Annotated in this window: 19 protein-coding genes; 8 read left to right on the top strand and 11 right to left on the bottom strand. The window is 63.3% G+C overall.

Annotation, left to right across the window (positions count from 1 at the left end; all coding sequences use genetic code 11):
• Positions 1-92 precede the first annotated feature (92 nt).
• The 3 genes from AC1DMY_RS01900 to AC1DMY_RS01890 form a co-directional block, all read right to left on the bottom strand.
• A complete protein-coding gene (locus AC1DMY_RS01900; protein ID WP_477163342.1) occupies positions 93-1,211 on the bottom strand; it encodes a UDP-N-acetylglucosamine 2-epimerase in 1,119 nt (372 codons plus the stop codon).
• Positions 1,212-1,214: 3 nt separating this feature from the next.
• Positions 1,215-2,069 (bottom strand): glycosyltransferase family 2 protein, encoded by an 855-nt coding sequence (locus AC1DMY_RS01895; protein ID WP_477163341.1) that lies wholly within the window; start codon positions 2,067-2,069, stop codon positions 1,215-1,217.
• A 123-nt stretch (positions 2,070-2,192) separates the two neighbouring features.
• Positions 2,193-3,365, bottom strand: a complete 1,173-nt coding sequence (locus AC1DMY_RS01890) for a DegT/DnrJ/EryC1/StrS family aminotransferase (RefSeq protein ID WP_477163340.1) — start codon at positions 3,363-3,365, stop codon at positions 2,193-2,195.
• A gap of 227 nt (positions 3,366-3,592) precedes the next feature.
• Here AC1DMY_RS01890 and pilB point away from each other — a divergent pair, with 227 nt between their 5' ends.
• From pilB to coaE, 4 genes are all read left to right on the top strand, one after another.
• The gene (gene pilB / locus AC1DMY_RS01885; RefSeq protein WP_477163339.1) at positions 3,593-5,314 is read left to right on the top strand and encodes a type IV-A pilus assembly ATPase PilB; all 1,722 of its coding nucleotides are present in this window, start codon (positions 3,593-3,595) and stop codon (positions 5,312-5,314) included.
• Positions 5,315-5,471: 157 nt separating this feature from the next.
• On the top strand, positions 5,472-6,734 hold the full coding sequence (locus tag AC1DMY_RS01880; RefSeq protein WP_477163338.1) for a type II secretion system F family protein: 1,263 nt from the start codon (positions 5,472-5,474) through the stop codon (positions 6,732-6,734).
• Between the two features lie 71 nt (positions 6,735-6,805).
• Positions 6,806-7,663, top strand: a complete 858-nt coding sequence (locus AC1DMY_RS01875) for a prepilin peptidase (RefSeq protein WP_477163337.1) — start codon at positions 6,806-6,808, stop codon at positions 7,661-7,663.
• Complete coding sequence (gene coaE / locus AC1DMY_RS01870) at positions 7,660-8,283, top strand: dephospho-CoA kinase (RefSeq protein WP_477163336.1); 624 nt, start codon at positions 7,660-7,662, stop codon at positions 8,281-8,283. The genes AC1DMY_RS01875 and coaE overlap by 4 nt, the downstream gene beginning before the upstream one ends.
• A 7-nt stretch (positions 8,284-8,290) precedes the next feature.
• On the opposite strand, the gene AC1DMY_RS01865 is transcribed toward coaE, so the two are convergent.
• From AC1DMY_RS01865 to lgt, 4 genes are all read right to left on the bottom strand, one after another.
• The gene (locus tag AC1DMY_RS01865; RefSeq protein WP_477163335.1) at positions 8,291-9,244 is read right to left on the bottom strand and encodes a Nudix family hydrolase; all 954 of its coding nucleotides are present in this window, start codon (positions 9,242-9,244) and stop codon (positions 8,291-8,293) included.
• A 9-nt stretch (positions 9,245-9,253) separates the two neighbouring features.
• Positions 9,254-9,742: a dihydrofolate reductase gene (locus tag AC1DMY_RS01860; protein ID WP_441602544.1), complete on the bottom strand. Its 489-nt coding sequence runs from the start codon at positions 9,740-9,742 to the stop codon at positions 9,254-9,256.
• Positions 9,743-9,858: 116 nt separating this feature from the next.
• Positions 9,859-10,653, bottom strand: a complete 795-nt coding sequence (locus AC1DMY_RS01855) for a thymidylate synthase (protein WP_477163334.1) — start codon at positions 10,651-10,653, stop codon at positions 9,859-9,861.
• A 3-nt stretch (positions 10,654-10,656) separates the two neighbouring features.
• Positions 10,657-11,547, bottom strand: a complete 891-nt coding sequence (lgt, locus tag AC1DMY_RS01850; RefSeq protein WP_477163333.1) for a prolipoprotein diacylglyceryl transferase — start codon at positions 11,545-11,547, stop codon at positions 10,657-10,659.
• Positions 11,548-11,901: 354 nt separating this feature from the next.
• On the opposite strand from lgt, the gene AC1DMY_RS01845 reads away from it, so the two are divergent.
• Positions 11,902-14,799: a TonB-dependent receptor plug domain-containing protein gene (locus tag AC1DMY_RS01845; protein WP_477163332.1), complete on the top strand. Its 2,898-nt coding sequence runs from the start codon at positions 11,902-11,904 to the stop codon at positions 14,797-14,799.
• A gap of 186 nt (positions 14,800-14,985) precedes the next feature.
• Here AC1DMY_RS01845 and AC1DMY_RS01840 read toward each other — a convergent pair whose 3' ends face one another.
• Genes AC1DMY_RS01840 through AC1DMY_RS01830 form a run of 3 tightly spaced genes read right to left on the bottom strand, consistent with a single transcriptional unit; the run spans position 14,986 to position 17,006 of the window.
• Positions 14,986-15,489: a TPM domain-containing protein gene (locus AC1DMY_RS01840; protein WP_477163331.1), complete on the bottom strand. Its 504-nt coding sequence runs from the start codon at positions 15,487-15,489 to the stop codon at positions 14,986-14,988.
• Position 15,490: 1 nt separating this feature from the next.
• A complete protein-coding gene (locus AC1DMY_RS01835) occupies positions 15,491-16,378 on the bottom strand; it encodes a TPM domain-containing protein (RefSeq protein WP_477163330.1) in 888 nt (295 codons plus the stop codon).
• A gap of 13 nt (positions 16,379-16,391) precedes the next feature.
• Positions 16,392-17,006, bottom strand: coding sequence for a LemA family protein (locus AC1DMY_RS01830; RefSeq protein WP_441602538.1), 615 nt, complete (start codon positions 17,004-17,006; stop codon positions 16,392-16,394).
• 166 nt (positions 17,007-17,172) lie between these two features.
• Between AC1DMY_RS01830 and AC1DMY_RS01825 the strand changes: the two genes are divergently transcribed.
• A complete protein-coding gene (locus AC1DMY_RS01825) occupies positions 17,173-17,913 on the top strand; it encodes an SEL1-like repeat protein (protein WP_477163329.1) in 741 nt (246 codons plus the stop codon).
• A gap of 17 nt (positions 17,914-17,930) precedes the next feature.
• Here AC1DMY_RS01825 and AC1DMY_RS01820 read toward each other — a convergent pair whose 3' ends face one another.
• A complete protein-coding gene (locus AC1DMY_RS01820; protein ID WP_477163328.1) occupies positions 17,931-18,302 on the bottom strand; it encodes a diacylglycerol kinase in 372 nt (123 codons plus the stop codon).
• A 232-nt stretch (positions 18,303-18,534) separates the two neighbouring features.
• On the opposite strand from AC1DMY_RS01820, the gene AC1DMY_RS01815 reads away from it, so the two are divergent.
• Both AC1DMY_RS01815 and AC1DMY_RS01810 read left to right on the top strand, forming a co-directional pair.
• A complete protein-coding gene (locus tag AC1DMY_RS01815) occupies positions 18,535-20,067 on the top strand; it encodes a peptide MFS transporter (protein WP_477163327.1) in 1,533 nt (510 codons plus the stop codon).
• A gap of 121 nt (positions 20,068-20,188) precedes the next feature.
• Positions 20,189-21,463: an ATP-binding protein gene (locus AC1DMY_RS01810; protein WP_441602536.1), complete on the top strand. Its 1,275-nt coding sequence runs from the start codon at positions 20,189-20,191 to the stop codon at positions 21,461-21,463.
• The last annotated feature ends 53 nt before the right edge of the window (positions 21,464-21,516 follow it).

The raw sequence follows: 21,516 nt of genomic DNA, 5'->3' as shown, positions 1-21,516 counted from the left end.
CGCCACCGGCGCGGGCACTTCCACCGACAGATGAAGTCGCGAGCGCTGGCCTGCACCGCCGATCAAAAGAACTGCGCCTCCAACCATCTCCTTCACGTCGCGACTTGCTCTTCAGCACTGGGACGCTCAGCAAAATACCGCGCCATCGTGTAGGAGGGGCCGTTTTCGCTCAAGTCCAAGGGTGCTCTTCGCAACTCTTCAACGCCGCCGTCCAAGACATAGCGAAGAACTCCTCCCGGTGCGTTCTGCTCCATGATGGCGTTCGATCCAAGGCCATCCGGCCGCTCGGTGCGTGCTCGCATCACGATGGTAGGGATGCCCAACGCCGCCAGCTCTTCCTGATTCGATCCACCGTCAGTCAGTACACACCCGGCCCTTGCAGCTAGGCGAATGAAGTCGCGGTAGCCCATGCGCGGCAACAGGCCGATTCGGTCGAAGGTAGAGAGCCTCTCTAGATATCCTTCTCGCGCCAATCTGCCTCGTGTCGCCGGATGCAATACGAAATTCACGCGCCGGGCTTGCGCCAGGTTCTCCACGAGCTCTACCAACTGAAGCAGCCGTTTTGAATCATAGAGATTCTGGAAGCGATGCAGAGACACAAGTACATAGGCATCGTCACCCGCGGGAATCATCGAGGATGCACCGGTCAAACGTACTGCATCGATGATCGAATTGCCGTGCGTGTTGACCACATTGCGGTGACCTCGCCGACGCATGAATTCCGCTGCCTCGGCGTTTGGGCACATCGCGATATCGGTCATGCGAAAAACGAGGCGGCGAACCATTTCCTCGGGAAAAGGATCGAACAATCGTCCCGACGTGAGACCGCTCTCCAAATGCACGATGCGAGCACCGCATCGCCTTGCGGCGTAAGCGGCGATCAAGGTGGAAAGCGTGTCTCCATGGACCAGCACATAAGCTCGATCGGCGTGTCCGACCATGAGTTGGCCAAGTTTTCGCTTGATGCCCAGATAAGCAGCGGGCAGCCAGCGCAGGAGCGACAGAATCGTCGACCGCTCGGATGCCTGCGTTGCTTGCACTTGGGGCGAACGTAGACCGAACTCGTCAATGAGATCCTGCATGGTCTCCTGATGCTGCCCGGTCATCAACAGCGTCACGGGAAGTTCAAGTTTTTCGCAGGCCGCAACCACCGGCGCCACCTTGATCAGCTGGGCCCGAGTTCCCACGGCGAAAATCAGCTGCGCCGCCATAAATTACGCGTCTCGACGATAGGTAAGCGCCGTAATTTGCTCTGATACCAGGCCAATCAGGAATACGATGACTGCAGCGCTCCACATGAGCGTACTGCCATTGGTGAGACGTCCATACGTAAAGAACGTGCGCAGGTAGTTAGCACAACCGAGAACAAAGAACACGGCGCTTGCGGGCGCGAAAAGCTTCAGCGGAGAGTACAGAGTGGCGATCTTGAAGATAATCAGCAGGAAGCGGATTCCGTCCTTGATCGGTTTGATGTGGCTCTTGCCGATGCGCTGCGCAGCCTTGATGGGTACATAGGCCACTGGATAGGCACTACGAAAAAAGGCCATCGTGCTAGTGGTGGGGTACGAAAAGCCGTTCGGCAGGAGGTGCAGGAATTCCCGGAACTTGTCCGCGCGCACGGCGCGGTAGCCAGAGGTCAGGTCCGCCACCGCATGACCCGTCATGCGGGTCGCCAACCAGTTGTAGATGGTGTTGGCTACGCCTCGCCCCACGCCAGCCTGGCTGCCCCAGTCGCGAGCGCCCACCACCATGTCGTAGCCCTGCCCCAGTTTTTCGAGCAGCCGTGCAACGTCCGCCGGGTCGTGCTGACCGTCGCCATCCATAAACACCAGTACATCGCCGCTGGCCGCACGCGCACCACGCTTGATGGCGGCACCATTGCCCATGGAGTAAGGCGAGGACAGGCAGGTCACCCCCGCCTTGGCACAGATGTCACGCGTCTCATCGGTCGAACCATCATCCACCACGATGATTTCCGCCTCCGGCTGGGCTAGTCGCAGGCGTGGCAGCAGATCTTTCAGCGCCGCCCCTTCATTTTTGGCAGGCAAGATGATGCTTAGGCGGTTCAAGAGCGTGTCCCCGGAAGTGAAGCGGCATCATAACCTGAGCTTTGCCGCGTTCAGCGGAAGGCGGCTAGCGAAGCGAGTTTGCGAGTGCTGCGTCACATCGCCCAGAATGATTTGGTTATTGCCTCAAGTGTGAATGGCCGACCTGATCGCCTCGACTACCCGCTCGGCATCTTCCTCAGACATGGCCGGCGAAAGCGGCAAACTGACCGTCTGACGCCCCAGGCGCATCGCCACCGGCCATTGCTCTGGGCGCCAGCCAAAGCGTTGCTGGTAGTACGGATGCTCGGGCACCGACAGGTAATGGACGCCCGTGCCGATCTGCTGGGCATTCATGGCTTCGAGAAAACTGTCCCGGTCGATCCCGCAGCGATCGGCATCGATCATCGCCGTATAGAGGTGGTAGCCATGGCGGGTTTCACCCGCCGGTGGGGCGGGGAGCCCGATCGGCAGGTCCGCCAGGGCCTCGTCGTAGTACTGCCACAGCTGCCGACGACGTTGCCAGTTGTCCTCGACCCGGGCCAGCTGGTGGATGCCGATGGCCGCCTGCAAGTCCATCATGTTGTATTTGAAACCGCACTCGACCACCTGATAGTGCCGGTAGCCCTGGTCGCCAAAGCGATGCCACGCGTCCTTGCTCATGCCGTGCAGGGCCAGGATGCGGGCGCGGGCGATGCGCTCCTCGTCGCGCCCCAGGATCATGCCGCCCTCCCCCGTCACCACGTTCTTGGTGACGTAGAAACTGAAGCAGCCAAAGTCCCCGAACGTACCCACGGGCTTGCCATGGAACTCGCTTTCGATGGCATGGGCGCAGTCTTCGATCACCACCAGCCCGTGCTTGTCGGCGATGGCCATGATGCGGTCCATGGCGCATGGCCGCCCCGCGAAATGGACCGGCACAATGGCCCGGGTTCGCGGGGTAATGGCCGCCTCAATGGCATCCGGGTCGATGTTCTGCGTGACGGGATCGACATCGGCGAGCACGGGCGTGAGTCCCGCATGGAGAATGGCGTTGACCGTGGCGCAGAAGGTCAGCGGCGTGGTGATCACCTCGCTGCCCGGCTCCAGGCCGGCGGCCACCATGCTGACGTGGAGGGCTGCCGTGCAGGAATTGACCGCTGCCACCTGAGACGGCTGGACCTGGCGCCAGGCGGCAAAATCGCGCTCAAATTGAGCGACCCGCGGCCCCGTCCCCAACCAGCCTGACCGCAGGCAGGCCTCGACCTCGGCGATCTCAGCCTCCTCGATTTGAGGGGCGCCAAAGACGAGAAAGGGTCGCTGGGGGTCAGGATGTGTCACGGGTCGCACTTGGTGGGGACAGGCCGCAGTTCTATCCCAACGCCGCAGCGCGGTCTACGGACAAAACCGGCGAGGCACGCCTGTTGCATGTCCGGATGGCGCGCCCGATTCAGGCTGGTTATGTGCGCCCGGTCACCCCGAGGCTTTCAAACCCTGAGCTGATGGGATGACCAACCCCGCCAACTGGGGTAAATTCCCTTCTTATCAGGGGGCTGGGCCGTATCGCTATGTCAACGCTAATGCAACCGTCGCTCGCAGGCCTCACCGGCCTGGCGCGCAGACTGGTATCGGAAGATGTGCTCCCGGAGACCGATGTTCGCCGGGCGGTGGCCGAGTCGACCCAGGGAAAGGCATCGCTCACGGCCTGGCTGCTGGACAACAACCTTGTAGACAGTGCGCGGCTCACCCGCATCGCCTCCGACGAGTTCGGCATGCCGATGATGGACGTGAGTGCCCTGGTTCCCGCCAATCTGCCGTTGAACCTGATCAGCGAGGCGCTGATCAACAAGCACAAGGCGCTGCCGCTGTTCAAGCGTGGCAAGCGCTTGTTCGTCGGCATTGCCGACCCGATGCAGTCGCACGCGCTGGACGAGATCAAGTTCCACTCCAACTGCATGGTGGAGCCGATCCTGGTGGATCGCAGCCAGCTGCTGCGCGTCATCGAAACCGCGCTCAACGCCATGAGCAACGCCATGCCCGAGATGGGCGGCAGCGAATTCGATGAGCTGACTCTGGAAGGCGGCGACGAAGAGGCCGAGTCCACGGGTATCGATGCGAACTCGAACGACGACGCTCCGGTCGTCAAGTTCGTCAACAAGATCCTGGTCGATGCGATCAAGCGCGGCGCCTCGGACATCCATTTCGAACCGTTCGAAACGAATTATCGCGTGCGCCTGCGCATGGACGGCATGCTCCGCGCCGTCGCCAGCCCGCCGATGAAGCTCGCCGCGCGCATTTCCTCGCGCATCAAGGTGATGTCGGGCCTGGATATCGCCGAGCGCCGCGTGCCGCAGGACGGACGTATCAAGCTCAATTTGTCCAAGAGTCGCTCGGTCGACTTCCGCGTCAGCACGCTGCCAACGCTATTCGGCGAAAAAATCGTACTGCGTATTCTTGATGGCTCCGCCGCCAAACTCGGCATCGATGTACTGGGCTACGAGGAAGTACAAAAGCAGCTTTATCTCGATGCCATCCACAAGCCCTACGGCATGGTGCTGGTGACCGGTCCCACGGGCTCCGGTAAGACCGTATCGCTGTACACGGGACTCAATATCCTCAACACGGCAGAGCGCAACATCTCGACGGTGGAAGACCCGGTTGAAATCCGCGTCGAGGGCATCAACCAGGTCCAGCAGAACGTCAAACGCGGCATGACCTTCGCGGCCGCCCTGCGTTCGTTCTTGCGACAGGATCCGGACGTGATCATGGTCGGCGAAATTCGCGACCTGGAAACGGCCGAAATTGCCATCAAGGCGGCGCAAACCGGCCATATGGTGCTGTCCACGCTGCACACCAACGACGCGCCGCAGACCATTTCGCGCATGATGAACATGGGCATCGCGCCCTATAACATCACCTCGTCGGTGACGCTGGTCATTGCCCAGCGCCTGGCGCGACGCCTGCACGAGTGCAAGCGGCCCATCGAGCTGCCGCCCAAGACCCTGCTGGACGCCGGGTTCACGCAAGAGGACATCGACGGCGGGCTGACCATCTATGAGGCGGTCGGCTGCGATAGCTGCAACGAGGGTTACAAAGGGCGCGTGGGCATCTACCAGGTCATGCCGATGCTCGAGGAGATCCAGAAGATCATCCTGCAGGGCGGTAACACCCTGCAGATCGCCGAGGCGGCCAAGAAGGCCGGGGTGAACGATTTGCGTGCCTCGGCGTTGTTGAAGGTGAAGAAGGGCATGACCAGCCTGACCGAGATCGACCGCGTCACCAAGGATTGACCCCCGATTCCGGCCGATAGGGTCGCGGGGTTGGGCTGTCCGTCGCACCGAACTTGCGTCCGGTGCCACGAATTGGTCCGGGGGAATGACTTAAGCTGCACTGATAAGACGGCCGCCATCCTGAGGCGGTCCGACCGTACCAGCAGGGGGAAATGCCATGGCCGCGGCCACCGCTAAAAACGTCAAGTCCCTCGGCGCCCAACGCGCCGAGATCAGCCAGCTGACCACGTACGACTGGATCGCCCTGGACAAGCGCGGCAAGCGCATGAAGGGGGACATGGCGGCCAAGAACGCTTCGCTGGTCAAAGCGGAGCTTCGCCGACAGGGCATGAACCCCCAAACGGTGAAGGAACGCGGCAAACCGTTGTTCGGATCCACCGGCAGCACGGTCAAGCCTCGCGACGTCGCCATCTTCAGCCGCCAGATTGCCACCATGATGTCTTCCGGCGTGCCGATGGTGCAGTCCTTCGAAATCATCGCCGACGGCCAGAAGAACATCCGCTTCAAGAACATGCTGGTGGATGTGAAGCAAACCATTGAAGGCGGCTCGGCCCTGCACGAGGCGCTGGCGAAATATCCCGTGCAGTTCGACGAACTCTATCGAAATCTGGTTCATGCCGGCGAGGCCTCCGGTGTACTGGATACCGTGCTCGACACGGTGGCGACTTACAAGGAACGCACTGAGGCGATCAAGGCGAAGATCAAGAAGGCACTGTTCTACCCGGTCATGGTTCTGGCAGTCGCCCTGCTCGTCAGCATGATCATGCTGCTGTTCGTGGTGCCGGTATTTGCGCAGACCTTCAAGGATGCCGGTGCGGAATTGCCCGCCCCGACCCAGGTGGTTATCAACGCCTCGGAATTCATGAAGGCGTATTGGTGGGTTGTTGTCTTCGGAATTATCGGTGGCGTGGTCGCACTGGTGATGGCGAAGCAGCGATCACTAAAGTTCGCGCATTTCCTTGATCGCGTGATGCTCAAGCTCCCGGTCATCGGAAATATTCTTCGTCAATCGGCCATCGCCCGATTTGCCCGCACACTGGGCGTAACCTTTCGAGCAGGCGTCCCTCTGGTGGAAGCGCTGGATGCCGTGGCGGGCGCCACTGGCAGCGTAGTCTATGGCGACGCTGTCAAGCAGATGCGCGAAGACGTTGCCGTTGGCCACCAGCTGCAGCTCTCCATGCGACAGACAGGCGTGTTCCCGAACATGGTCGTGCAGATGACGGCGATCGGTGAAGAATCAGGCGCGCTCGATCATATGCTGTTCAAGGTCGCCGAGTTCTACGAGGAAGAAGTGAACAACGCGGTGGACACGCTCGCAACGCTGCTCGAACCGCTGATCATGGTCATCCTTGGTGTGCTCGTGGGTGGCATGGTCGTTTCGCTCTACCTGCCTATCTTCAAGCTCGCATCCACCGTGTAAGCTCTGGCCGTCCAGGCCCCTCTCCTGTCAGGAGGGGGGCCTTTTTCGTATCCAAACCTTCGGATTGACCCATGTTCGAGCTCCCCCTCTGGGAATGGATTCTTGCAACCGGCATCCTCGGCCTCCTTGTCGGTAGCTTCCTCAATGTCGTGATCCTGCGCCTGCCCGAGCGCTTGATGGCGCAGTGGCGACTCGATGCGTTCGACACACTGGCCATGGAACCCGACGTCAAATCCCTGCCCCCGGGAATCGTGCGCGAGCCCTCACATTGTCCGCACTGCAAGCACCAACTTGCGGCGCGAGACAATATCCCCTTGTTCGGCTGGCTGCTGTTGGGCGGCCGCTGTCGTTACTGCAAGATGTCTATTTCCATCCAGTACCCGCTGGTCGAACTGCTCAGCGGCCTGGCCAGTACGGTGATCGTGTGGAAGTTCGGACCCGGCTGGGTCGCCGTGGCCGGGCTGGTGTTCACCTGGATGCTGATTGCACTGGCCGGCATCGATTTCCGCACGCAGTATCTGCCCGATCAGTTGAATTACCCACTGCTTTGGCTGGGCCTGCTGCTCAGCCTTCTGGCGATGTTCGTGTCGCCAAGCACTGCGATCCTCGGCGCCGCCATTGGCTATCTCAGCCTGTGGAGCGTGTACTGGCTGTTCAAGCTGCTGACCGGAAAGGAAGGCATGGGCTATGGCGACTTCAAGCTGCTTGCCGCGCTGGGCGCATGGATGGGTCCCACGGCCCTGCTGCCGGTGATCCTGCTTTCCTCGTTCATCGGCGCCATGGTGGGCGGGTGCATGATCGCGTTGCGCAAACATGGGCGTGACATTCCAATGCCGTTCGGCCCGTTCATTGCGGCGGCGGGATGGACTTGGTTTGTTGCCGGCGAATGGCTGCTTCAGCAGTACATGCAGCTTACGGGCATGAGTTGACCGCGCCTCGCGCCAGCTATGTGATCGCCCTCACCGGCGGCATCGCCGCCGGCAAGAGTGCGGTATCACGACGATTCGAAGCGCTGGGTGTCCATGTCTACGATGCGGATGTAGCGGCACGTGAGGTGATCGCGGCGGGATCGGAGGGGCTGGCGGCTGTCGTCGCGCACTTCGGCGGCGAGGTACTCGATGCCAGCGGCCAGTTGGATCGCACTGCCATGCGGCAGCGCGTGTTCGGCAACGATGCGGAACGGCGGGCGCTGGAAGCGATCACCCATCCGCGCATCCGACAGTGGCTGCATGAACACGTCGCGGCAGATCGCGGCCCCTATTGCATGCTGGCGATCCCGTTGCTCGCCGAGAATCATGACCACTACCGCTGGGTGGATCGCGTCTTGGTAGTAGATGTACCCGAGTCGGTGCAGCTGGAGCGCCTGACGCGGCGCGACGGCATCGACGAGACCCTGGCGCGGCGCATGATCGAGCGTCAGGCGCGCCGCGAACAGCGTCTGTCACTGGCCCACGACGTGATCGAGAACAGCGGTGACGAATCCGCGCTGGATCGTGCGGTGGTTGAACTACACGCTCGCTACCTGGCTCTCGCTCAAGCGAAACCCTGAGCCGCGGTCACCAGAATCCGCGGATGCCGGCCACGCCCTGCCCGCCCGCATGGCGAGCCCTTTCGAGCTCCTGCAGCGTCATGCCGCCGAGCGCGTAGACAGGCAAGGGCGAGCTGCCGATCAAATGTTCGAACGCCTCCCAACCCAGCGGCGTCGCGTCGGGATGGGTGGCCGTCGCGGCTACCGGAGAGAGCGTGGCGAAGTCTGCGATATCCATCGCCTGCTGCAGATCGGCTGCATGATGACAACTCGCGCCCACCCATTGCCCCGTGGGCAACGGACGCTCCTGCCAGCTCGAGAGTTGCGCAGCCTTGAGCTGAACTCCGGCGCCGTCTCCCAGTGCCAGAGCGCCCTCGACGTCGCCACTCAACAGTAGATGGGCGCCCAGAGCACGCGCTTCGATCAACAGACTGGCCGCCAGCTCCCGTACCTGTGTCGTTGGCCATTGCGGGAAGCGCAGCAGCACCATGCGCTCACCTGCCGCCATGGCGCGTCGGATCCGTTGCTGCCATTCGTCGAACGCCGACGATGGAACATCGGCGGTGATCGTATAGCGCGGAGGCAGCTGCAGTGCGCGCAGGATGTGCCGGTCGGCCGGCGTGAGCAGATCCAGGTCGACCGATGCCGGGACAGCCCAGCGCAGTGCCTGGCCGTCCAGCGACGCCGGCTCGCCTTGCCATCGCCGCACGATGCGGGCGTCCAGCAGCAGCGAGCGTTCGCCATAGCGCCAGGGCACGCGGATCAGCGGCCCTTCGACGCTGGCCTCGACGCCCAGTTCTTCGCGCAATTCGCGCACCAGACCGTCGACCGGCGTTTCGCCTGCCTCTAGCTTTCCACCAGGAAATTCCCACAAGCCAGCCAGATGCTTGCCCGGGGGACGCTGCGCCAGCAGTACGCGCCCTTGCGGATCGAGCATGACGCCAGCCATGACATGCATGGTGGCCGTCGTCGGAGCAGGCATCGCCTTCGCTCAGTCGTTGCGGATGTACTCGACCATGTCGAAGTCGTACGCGTGGGTGCCGTCCTTCTTGTGGTGCACGCGGGACACTTCGGTCCAGTCGCTGAAATGCACGCCCGGGAAGAAGGTGTCCGCACCATCCACCGCGCCATTGACCCAGGTGAGGTACAGGCGCTTGGCGGCCGGCAGGGCTTCGCGGTAGATCTCGCCGCCACCGATCACCATCAAGCCGGTGCCACCGGCGCGGGCGGTGCCTTCAGCGAGGGAGCGTACGGTGACCTGACCAGGAAAAGGGGCTTCGTGCTTGCGGCTCATCACCAGGTTGGTGCGGTCCGGCAAGGGCCGGCCAATCGCCACCGCGGTGTTGTAGCCCATCAGCACGTACTTGCCGAGCGTGAGCTCCTTGAACCAGCGCAAGTCGTCCGGCAGGTGCCAGGGCAACTGGCCCTTGCGGCCAATAGCGAAGTTCTCGTCCAGCGCGGCAATCAGCGAAATAGCCATGGAAATCCTTGAATCCTCGACAGTGTTTACCACCCGCGCCGCCGGCCGGGGGCGTGGCGCGGCGCCGATCTTAGCAGGACCGGGGGCCGAACCCGGCAAGTGACAGCGTGCCGGGCCTACACGGCCACCGGCGCCTTGATGGCGCCATGCGGTTCGTAGCCCACGATCGCGATGTCCTCGTAGCGGAAATCGAAAATCGAGCGAACCTCCGGGTTGAGTTCCAGCCGGGGCAACGCCCGCGGCTCACGGCTCAACTGCAGTCGCGCCTGCTCCACGTGGTTGTTGTAGAGATGGGCGTCACCCAACGTATGTACGAAATCACCCACCCCCAGGTTGCATACCTGGGCGATCATGTGGGTCAGCAGCGCGTAACTGGCGATGTTGAACGGTACGCCCAGGAAGATATCGCCCGAACGCTGGTACAGCTGGCAGCTCAACTTGCCGTCCGCCACGTAGAACTGGAACAGCGCATGGCACGGCATCAACGCCATTTTCGGCAGTTCGCCGACGTTCCACGCACTCACCAGCAGCCGGCGGGAATCGGGATTGCGCTTGATCTCGTCCACCACCCAGCGGATCTGGTCGACCACGCCGCCGTCGGCGGTAGGCCACGCACGCCACTGATGCCCGTAGACCGGGCCCAGGTTGCCGTCGGCATCGGCCCATTCGTCCCAGATGCTGACGCCGTTCTGCTTGAGGTAGGCGATATTGGTGTCGCCCTGCAGGAACCAGATCAGCTCGTGGATGATCGATTTGAGGTGCAGCTTCTTGGTGGTAACCAGCGGGAACCCTTCGGCCAGATCAAAGCGCATCTGCCAGCCGAACACGCTGCGCGTACCCGTGCCCGTGCGATCGGCCTTTTCCGTGCCGTGATCGAGCACGTGCTGCAACAGGTCGAGATAGGCGCGCACGGCTTACTCCTTGGTGGGCAGCGAAACGTTGTACGGGCGCATGGTCGGCGCGTTGCGCGACATGGCAATCAGCACCAGGCCGATCAACACCAGCGGCAAGGACTGGATCTGCCCCATGGTCAACCAACCCCAGGCCAGGTAACCAAGCTGCGGATCAGGCACGCGCACGAATTCCACGCCAAAACGGAAGCAGCCGTAAAGCAGCGCGAACAGTCCCGAGATGAGATAGCGCGGCCGCGGCTTGATCGACACCAGGAACAGCACGGTGAACATCACCACGCCTTCGAGCAGCATTTCATAGAGCTGCGAAGGATGGCGCGGCAACCCGCCAAACTGGGCCAGGGCTGCCTGCCACTGCGGATGCGCCGTGGCCCAGTCCACGTCGGCGGTGCGGGCATTGGGGAAAATCATCGCCCAGGAAACGGTATCTGGCTTGCCCCACAGCTCGCCGTTGATGAAATTGCCGAGGCGCCCCAGCCCAAGGCCCACCGGCACCATCGGCGCCACGAAATCGATCGTGTCGAAGAAATGGATGTCGTTGCGGCGCGACCACCACCAGCCCGCCGTCAGCACGCCCAGCAGGCCGCCGTGGAAGCTCATGCCGCCGTCCCACACGCGAAACAGCGCGAGCGGATCGGTCCAGATCCAGTGGATGTCGGCGTAAAACAGCATGTACCAGATGCGGCCGCCGACGATCACGCCCATCATCGCGTAGAACGCCAAGTCGCCTAGCGCATCGCGCGATACCGGCAGGCGGCCGTGGCGGCGACGGTATTCGGCGAGCAGCCATGCGCCCAGGAACCCGCCCAGATACATCAAGCCATACCAGTGGATCTGAAGCGGCCCCAGCTTGAAAGCAACGGGGTCGAAGGCGACGGTGAATGGCTGCGTCATGGGCACACGGGCTGGCGGCAAAGCGCGAGTGTAGCGGGCAGCGCCGTCGGAGGGCATCGGGTCGCGGCTCAAGTAGGCCGGCAGATGTTGATGGTCGCGCACGCACGGCCAGATCAGCGCTTGCACAGAAATTTCTTAGGCGCCTAGCACAGAACCAACTAGCAGCTGACTGTTGCACTAGGGTTGCACCTACCCGTCACTTTGTTTTAACTTCGGGATTACATCGCCTGTCCCCCAAGCCTGGCGATGCCACGGTGCGCAGTCCTTCCCCAGGGTTGTTCGCGCCATCCCCATACCCAGATGTCCAGCCCTCGCGAGCTGGCTGATGGCTATTTTTTGTTCGGAGTTCCAACAATGAAGCAAAAGACCCTGCTGGCAACTGCCATCGCCGCAGCGCTCGTGCTGCAGACGTGGTCGGTGGCCGCACAGGATGCCGCTCCTGCCCCGGCTGAACAGTCCTCGGCCAAGAGCCTCGAAACCGTCACCGTCACCGGCTCGCGCATTCGCAGCGTGGACGTGGAAACCTCGCAGCCTGTGTTCACCATGGACCGCGCGGCGATCCAGGCCACCGGCCTGACCAACGTCAACGACATCCTGGCCCGCATGCCGTCGGCCGGTACTCCGGACATCACCCCGCAGGACACGCTGTCCTCGGGCGCTGACGTCGGCGGCCGCTACGTCAACATCCGCAACCTCGGTTCGCAGCGCACCCTGGTGCTGGTCAATGGCCGTCGCTGGAGCACCAGCCTCTCGGGCCTGACCGACCTGTCGACCATCCCCGTCTCGATGATCGAGCGCATCGACATCCTCAAGGATGGCGCCTCCTCCATCTACGGCTCCGACGCCATCGGCGGCGTGGTGAACATCATCACCAAGGAGAAGTTCGACGGCGCCGAAGCCAACGTCTACTACGGCCAGAACGGCAAGGGCGACGGCGAGACGACCAACTACGACTTCACCTGGGGTCACTCGACCGAGAAGAACTCGATCATCGTCGGCGCTTCGTACCAGAACGTCGATCCGATGTGGAACAGCGAGCGTCCTGAGACTTCGTACGCGCAGGGTCCGCGTCACCCGACGGCTGGCCTGGGCCTGGGCCCGTACGGCCGCGTGGTCGATCCGAACAATCCCGACAACCAGTACGTGTACAACCACGGTGGCCAGACGACCACCGCGGGTGCGCCGGCTGGCTACCACCTGTACGACCCCAACAGCACTGCCGACAAGTACAACACGCAGCAGGACATGACGTTCCGCGCCGGCACCAAGCTGAAGAACCTGTACCTGCAGGACCGCTACAAGCTCACCGACAACATCACGCTGCGCGCGGCCGCCAGCTACAGCTCGCGCGACACCTCGAGCCAGCTCGCCGGCTACCCGTTCCAGTCGGGTGCGGCTGATGAGCCGATCCTGATCAGCGGCCAGAACGCCTACAACCCGTTCCCGGGCCAGGACGTCGAGTTCTTCCGCCGCACGGTGGAAATGCCCCGCGTCACCAACGTGCAGTCCAATCTTGCGCACATCGACTTGGGTGCCGAAGGTTACTTCCAGTTCCTGAACCATGATTGGTCGTGGGACGCTGGCTTCACCTACGACGCCAACAAGATCCGCATCCAGGGCAGCGGCAACATCTACCTGCCGAACGCTCGCGCCGCCCTCGGCCCGACGACCACCATCAACGGCCAGGTCGCCTGCGCCAGCGCCGCTGATCGCGCCGCCGGTTGCGTGCCGTGGAACATCCTCGCCGGTCCGGGCGGTACCCCGCAGTCGGTGTGGAACTACCTGAACTACAACAGCACCGATCGCCAGGCCAGCTACACCTCCGATTGGGCTGCCAACGTGTCCGGCGGCCTGTTCGACCTGCCGGCCGGCACGGTCAGCCTCGCCGTGGGCGTGGAGCATCGTGGCGAGAAGGGCGTCTTCCGTCCGGACGCCGCCGACGCCGCCGGCCTGACCACCAATCTGGCCAGCGCGCCGACCAACGGTGCGTACAACACGAACGAAGCGTACGCCGAGCTCGACGTTCCGCTGCTGCGTGACCTGCCGGGTGCGCAGGAGCTGGGCCTCAACATCGCCAGCCGCTACTCGCACTACAGCAACTTCGGCAGCACCACCAACAACAAGTACAGCTTCCGCTACCGTCCGTTCGCGGACCTGCTGGTTCGCGGTACCTGGGCTCAGGGCTTCCGTGCACCGACCATCAGCGATCTGGATGGCGGCGTCGGCCAGAGCTTCGAAACGTTCCTGGATCCCTGCGACTCGGCTTACGGCGCTGCCGCGACCAACTCGCAGGTCAAGGCTCGCTGCGCCGCCGCTGGCGTGCCGGCGAACTATCGCCAGGTCGACCAGACCGGTGCGCAGGTTGCCAGCACCGCCGGTGGCCAGACGCCGGTGGCGTTCCTCTCCGGTTCGAACCCGAACCTGAAGCCGGAAACCTCGATCACCCGTACGCTGGGCATGGTCTACAGCCCGCACTACGTGGAAGGCCTGGACTTCACGGTCGACTACTACAACATCTACGTGAAGAACATCATCTCGTCGGTGCTGGCGCAGAACATCGTCGACTATTGCTACATCAACAACGACCAGAACTTCTGCAACAACTTCCAGCGCACGCCGACGGCGACCTCGAACCTCGTGGCAGGCTCGATCTCCTCGCTCAACGAAGGCCTGGCCAACCTGGGTACGTTGAAGACCGAAGGCTATGACGTCGGTATCCACTACCGTCTGCCGGAAACCTCGTTCGGCCGCTTCCGCATCGCTTCGGACAGCACCTACCTGACCAAGTACGAAGTGGTCAGCGGTCCGGGCGCGACGCCGCAGGATCTGGTTGGCTTCATGTCGGGCGGCACTGCCGGCGGCACGGGCGAAGACGGCATGTACCGTCTGCGTTCGAACCTGCAGGTGGATTGGGACTATAAGCAGTTCGGCGCCAGCTGGACGGTGCGTTACTACGCCGGCCTGAAGGACAGCTGCTACACCGCGACCGTCGAGTGCTCCTCGCCGGATTACACCAATCCGTGGTGGGGCACTTATGGCATGAGCCAGAAGGGTTCGGTCGCGTTCAACGACGCACAGTTCCGTTACACGGCTCCTTGGAAGGGCGTGTTCACCGTTGGCGTGAACAACATCTTCAACAAGAAGGGCCCGTACTACTACTCGGTGACCACCTCGGGTACCGGCAGCGCGCCGTACAACCCGGCGTTCGACATCGACCGTTACTTCTACGTGTCGTACAACCAGAAGTTCTAAGCTCGAAAGAGTGCGGTACTTCGAAAAAGGCGGGCCTTCGGGCCCGCTTTTTTTTTGCATTGGCGAGGGGCGAGGGAGTGGTCGACCGAAGCCCTGCGGTCGCGCACAAGTGCGCTCCTGCACGGGCCTAGCAACCTTGTAGGAGCGCACTTGTGCGCGACCCGCCTTGCGCCGTTCGCACGACAATTACAGCAGCACCGGCCTATCCGGCAATTCGTCCGGCGCATCCTTGTCGTTGCCCGGAAAATGCCGAAGCAGCAACGCATGCGCTTCTGCAATGCCATCCAGACAACCGGGCCGCCACTCACCGCGAGCGAAACGCGCCAGCATGTGATCGCGAATCGCATCCCACTCGGATGGCGCGACAGCGGCCGCCACGCCGCGGTCGGCGAGAATCACCACGCGGTGTTCCGCCATCAACACGTAAAACAGCACGCCGCTATTGTGCTGGGTGTCCCACACATGCAGCTGGGCGAACACTTGCCGCGCGCGGTGTTCGGCCGTCATGCCGGCAAATACGGCTCCAGGCGTCAATCGCGATTCGACGGCAAAGCACACCTCGCCGCGATGATCGCGCTCGCCTTGCGCGATCGCGCCTGCCATTTCGTCGAGCAGGCTTTTGGGAAAGCGCCGGCGCAGCTGGAACCAGCCATCGAACAGATTCATCAGCAGACGTTGTGTGCGCGACATGTCACCAGCTCCCCGATGAACCGCCACCGCCGAAACTGCCGCCGCCTCCGCTGAAGCCGCCGCCTCCGCCGCTGCCGCCGCCAAAACCACCACCGCCACCAAAACCGCCACCACCGAAACCGCCGAAGCCGCCCCAACCACCGCCGCCGATGGAGCGCCCTCCTCCCCCTGGCAGCAGCATCAGCACACCACCGATGAGCGCGCCAAAAATGCCTGCGCCCAGCGATGCGGCCAGCAACCACACGAGACCGCCGGTGATCGCCGCACCTATCGGCGTGCGCAACCAGACGGTCGTGCGACCCAAGACGCTGCGCAGGAAAAAGGCCGCGAACGCGCCGATCAACAGGACGTGGCCAAAGTCGATGCCACGACGGCGCTCGTGATTGGCACTCTCCACCGGCGGCGGCAGCGCCTCGCCGTTGACGAGCTGGGTGAGCGCGCCCATGGCGTCGTTGATGCCGCCAAAGTAGTCGTTGGTGCGGAATTTCGGCGCGATGTATTCGCGAATGATGCGCGCCGTGGCCGCATCGGGCACGGCGCCTTCCAGCCCATAGCCCACTTCGATGCGCACGCGCCGATCGTTCTTGGCCACCAGCAACAGCAGTCCGTCGTCGGTGCCCTTGCGGCCGATCTTGTTGGCTTCCGCCACCGCCAGCGAATATTCCGCGATGTCCTGCGGCTGGGTGGTGGGCACCATCAGCACCACCAGCTGGGCGCCCTTGGTCTTTTCCAGCGACACCAGCTGTGCATCGAGCTGATCGACCTGCTGCGGCGTGAGCGTGCCGGTGAGGTCGGTGACATGCCGGGTGAGCGTGGGAACGGTTTCGTCGGCATGCAGCAGCGCCAGCGGCAGCAAGGCCACCGACAGCGCGAGCAGCAGGCGCGCCATGCGCCCGGTCACGTCAATGCGCCGAGCCAGCGGGCGCCGGGCTGCCGAAGTCGACCGTCGGCGCCGTGGAAATGGCCTTCTCGTTCTCGACCGAGAAGTTCGCCTTGACCTGATAGCCGAACATCTTCGCGGTGAGATTGTTGGGGAAGGTGCGGATCATCGAGTTGTAATCCTGCACTTCTTTCACGTAGCGGTTGCGCGCCACGGTGATGCGATTCTCGGTGCCTTCCAGCTGCGCCTGCAGGTTCTGGAACAGGCCGTCCGCCTTGAGGTTCGGGTAGTTTTCGCTCACCACCATCAGGCGTGACAGCGCGCTGGACAGCTCACCCTGCGCCGCCTGGAACTGCTTGAGCTTCTCGGGGTTGTTCAGATCGTCGGTGGTCAGCTGGGTGCTGCCCACCTTGGCGCGCGCATTGGTGACTTCGGTGAGCACGCGCTCTTCGTGCTGGGCGTAGCCCTTCACCGTGTTGACCAGGTTGGGCACCAGATCGGCGCGACGCTGGTATTGGTTGAGCACTTCAGACCAGGCCGCCTTCACCGACTCGTCCTGGCGCTGGATCGCGTTATATCCGCAGCCCGAGAGGCCGGCGGCGACCAACAGCAAAGCGAGGACACGAAGAAGTTTCATGGGGGTGCTCCAATCCGGTGGAGGGCCCATTGCAACACCCCGCCATGACCGGCGCAATCAATGGCGTCTTCACTTGCCGATGACGGCGGCCGGATACCATGCCGACGCCCGGAGGAGGCTTTCGGCGCGGGGACGTTGCACCAGGCCATCGCAGGAGACGAGCGCCATGCAGCACATGCTACGCGGGGGCCTGCTGGCCCTGACCCTGATGTACGGCATCACCGCGAACGCGGCGGAAGCCACGATGGATGACGCTCTGTCCCGGCACATCCTGGCCGCGATGAATCGCTCGTCCACCTGGGGCCACCCGGACCAGATGGGCGAGTATGCCGGCATGCGCTATTACGCCGAGGGCAGCTACGCCAAGGCCATGAAATGGTTCCTCGAGGGCGCTCGCTATGCGGACAAGCTCTCGCAGCTCAGCATCGGCCTGATGTATCTCAACGGCGAAGGCGTCGATCAGGATCCGGTGACTGCCTATGCCTGGGTGGCCGTCGCGGCCGAGCGAAATTACCCCCAATTCGTCGCGACTCGCGACGCCATCTGGGCCAAGCTGGACGACGCCCAACGCGAGCGCGCCAGAGCAACGTACGACACGCTGTACGCCAGCTATGGCGATCCCGCCGCCAAGCCGCGCATGGTCCATGAGCTGCGCATGGCACGCCTCGAGACGATGGATTTCTATCTGGGCGCCGACGTCAAAACGGTCGGCGCCGGCGGCCCCGCGCCTGCGTGCGCAGGGCCTACGATCGAAGGCGTGCCGGTGATCGGATGCAGCAGCCGTGATTTCTACGCCGACTGGCGTTGGAAGCCCGACCGATACTTCAAGACGCGTGACGCGCTGTGGACCGGCACGGTTTCGGTCGGCGCTGCCGAACAGGTCAAGGACGCCAAGTCAGGGCATTGAGCATACGAACGGGGATCTCAGGCCCAGCGCGGCCACAGGATCAGGCCCCAGCTCAACGCCGTCATGGTCAGCAGCAGGAATACCGCCGCCGAACCCATGTCCTTGGCGCGGCCGGCCAGCTCGTGGAATTCGGGGCTGACCTTGTCCACCACCGCCTCCACCGCCGAATTGAGCAGCTCGGCCGACAGCACCAGTACCGGCGGCAGGATCAGGGCGATCTTTTCCAGCGCGCCGTTGCCCAGCCACAGGCCCAGCGGCACCAGGACCACGGCGATGCCTACCTCCATGCGGAACGAGGCCTCGTGGCGCCAACCCGCTTGCAGTCCTTTCATGGACCACTTGAAGGCGTTCCAGATTTGCCGGGGCCCGCGGAAGCCGGTAGCGGCCATGGTGTCGTCCTCTGTGAGATTGCGGCAGGGCCGCGCCCGTGCTCGACGGGCATAAGACCTCGATTTTGCCATATCGCCCGACGGGCGGGCAGATCGCAGGTTTCTTCATGCGGCAGCGCAACGTCGCCTGAATGAATGTTGGGTTACGCTTGCCCACTTTGTGACCCGTTAGGGGTTACGCGAGCCGGCTGCCTCGTGCGGCCGTTGTCAGAACCGCAGTACGGACAATTGAATGGCAATCCAGAATCCGCCGGTCTCCCAGACCAAGTCGTTCTATACGGTCTTCCTGATCGAGATGTGGGAGCGCTTCGGCTTCTACGGCATGCAGGTGTTGATGGTCACCTACATGATGAAGAAGCTGGGCTTCATCGATACCAAGGCCAACCTCGTGTGGGGCGCGGCCGCTGCCCTGATCTACGCCACGCCCGCGATCGGCGGCTGGGTCGGCGACAAGCTCATCGGCACCCGTCGCACCATGGTGACCGGCGCCGTCGTGCTCGCGCTGGGCTACGCGATGCTGTGGATTCCGTCGAATAACCCGACGCTCACCTATATGTCGCTGGGCGTGATCATCGTCGGCAACGGCTTCTTCAAACCCAATGCCGGCAACCTCGTGCGCAAGATCTACGAGGGCGACGACGTGCGTATCGATAGCGCATTCACCATCTACTACATGGCGGTGAACGTCGGCTCGATGGTGTCCATGACGGCCACGCCCTGGATCCGCGACTATGTGGGCGCGCATTACGGCGATGCGATGGGCTGGCATACCGCGTTCGGCTCGTGCGCCGTAGGCCTGGTGCTTGGTCTGATCAACTACTCGCTGATGCATCGCACGCTGGCCCATATCGGGTCGCCGCCGGACGAACAGCCGGTGCAGGCCAAGCGCGTGCTGGCCCTGCTTGGCGCGTCGCTGGTGCTGGTGGTGGTGGCGGCCTTCATCCTGCAGAGCCTGCTCGCCGCCAAGATCTGCGTCTACCTCGCCGGCATCGTGATCCTGGGCATCTTCGTGCACCTGATCCGCAACGCCGGCAAGGGTGAGCGTGCGGGCTTGATTGCCGCCCTGGTGCTCACCGTGCAGACGATCTTCTTCTTCATCTTCTACGCGCAGATGGCGACCTCGCTGAACCTGTTCGCGCAGAAGAACGTGAACCTCTCGTTCGACGTGTTCGGCGTCCACCTCTTCAACTGGATTCCCGAGCAGTACCAGAACCTCAATGCGATCTGGATCGTGTTGCTGAGCCCGGTGCTGGTGCTGATGTACAACGGCCTCGGCCGCGTGGGCAAGGACCCGTCGGTGGCGTTCAAGTTCGCGCTCGGCTTCGCCGCGGTGGCCGTGGGCTTCTTCATGTACGGCCTGGGCGCCATGAGCGCCGTCGACGGCCAGGTGTCGTCGTGGACGATGGTCTGGGGTTATGGCTTCTACTCGCTGGGCGAACTGCTGGTGAGCGGCCTGGGCCTGGCCATGATTGCCCGCTACGTGCCGGCACGCATGGGCGGCTTCATGATGGGCGCCTACTACGTGGCCGTGGGTATTTCGCAGTACCTGGGCAGTGTGGTGGCCAATATCGCCGCGATGCCAGAGAACATCAGCAGCCCGGTCGAGTCGCTCAACATCTACGTCAGCCTGTTCAACAAGCTCGGTTTCGTGGGCATTGCCTGCACGGTGATCGCCGTGGTCATGCTGCCGCTGATGAACAAGCTCTCGCGCAGTCACGCTGAAGTGCATACGCCGCTGCCGGCCGTGCACAGCGAAGAAGTCTGATCCAACGCCACTCGCCCCGCTCGTCGGGGCGAGTTTTCATGGGCGGCTGCTCCGGCGCAAAGTGACGCAGCGACCAGCCCCCACGCCAGGCGGATGGCCCAAACCGGCTAACATCGCCGGCATGAAACGCGCCTCCACCCAGCAACGCATCGGCCCCCGCACCCTGTTCCGCAGCCTCGCCTGGCTGCGCATCTGCGCCATCGCCGGCCAGAGCACCGCCGTGCTGGTATGTGCGCTGTGGATGCATATGGATATCCCGCTGCTGCCGCTCATGGTGGGCATCGGGCTGCTGGCCGTGTTCGCCATGTTCGCTGCCTGGCGCCTCACCCAGCCCTGGCCCATCCGTCAGTGGGAAACCATCGTGCACGTGGGCGTGGACACGCTGGTGCTCGGCTACCTGCTGCATTTCACCGGCGGCGCGAGCAACCCGTTCATCACCCTGCTGCTGATACCGATCGCACTGAGCGCGGCGGCGCTGACCGTCAACGCAGTGCTGGTTGTCGCAGCTCTAGTCGGCGCAGCTTATGCGGTGCTGCTGTCCTGGTACGTGCCGCTGCCTGTACCGATGCATTCCACCAGCGGCTTCTCGTTGCACGTACTGGGCATGGGCGTGAACTTCGTGATCATGGCCGTGCTGCTGGGTTTCTTCATCAACCGGCTGGCCCGCGCCGCACGCCTGCAGCAAATGGAGATGCAGAAGGTGCGCGAACGCGCGCTGCGCGATGAAGGCATCCTCGCCATCGCCACGCAGGCCGCCGGCGCCGCGCACGAACTCAACACGCCGCTGTCGACGATGCGCACCTTGTTGCCCGAACTGCGCCGCGAGCACGCCGGCGACACGGCGCTTGCCGAGGATCTCGAATTGCTCGAAGGCCAGGTGGATCGCTGCCGCACCATCCTTCGCGAGATGGTGGCGTTCGGCAAGGCGCAGCTGTCGCAGGAGCCCGAGCAGCTCACCGTCGACAAGTTCATCCATGGCTGCCTGGAACGCTTCCAGCTGCTGCGCCCGGAAGCCGACCTGGCCCTGGCCCTGGACCAGGAGGCCGCGCGCACCGTGCTGCGTACGCCACCCGGCCTGCGTCACGCCTTGCTCAACCTGCTGAACAACGCGGCAGACGCATCGGCGATCAATCAATCCCAGGCGGTCGCCCTCACCGTGCGCCGCGATGACGGCTGGCTCGAGCTGATCGTGGCCGACCACGGCCCGGGCTTTGCCGATCCCACCGGCGAATTATCCGAGCTCGGTCGCTCGCACAAGCAGAGCGGACTGGGCATCGGCCTAGCCCTGGCCGAGGCCACCGCCGAGCGCCTGGCTGGTGAGCTGATCGCGCTCAATACCGGTCATGGCGCCCAGATGCGCCTGCGTCTGCCGCTCGCGGTGATTGCCGCGCCATAATCGGCTGCGGCGGATAGCCACAGTGGCAGATGGCCACATGTGAATGCCTTGTC

It is taken from the genome of Dyella sp. 01L423 (assembly GCF_056399945.1).
This window is presented reverse-complemented; position numbering and strand designations above follow the sequence as displayed.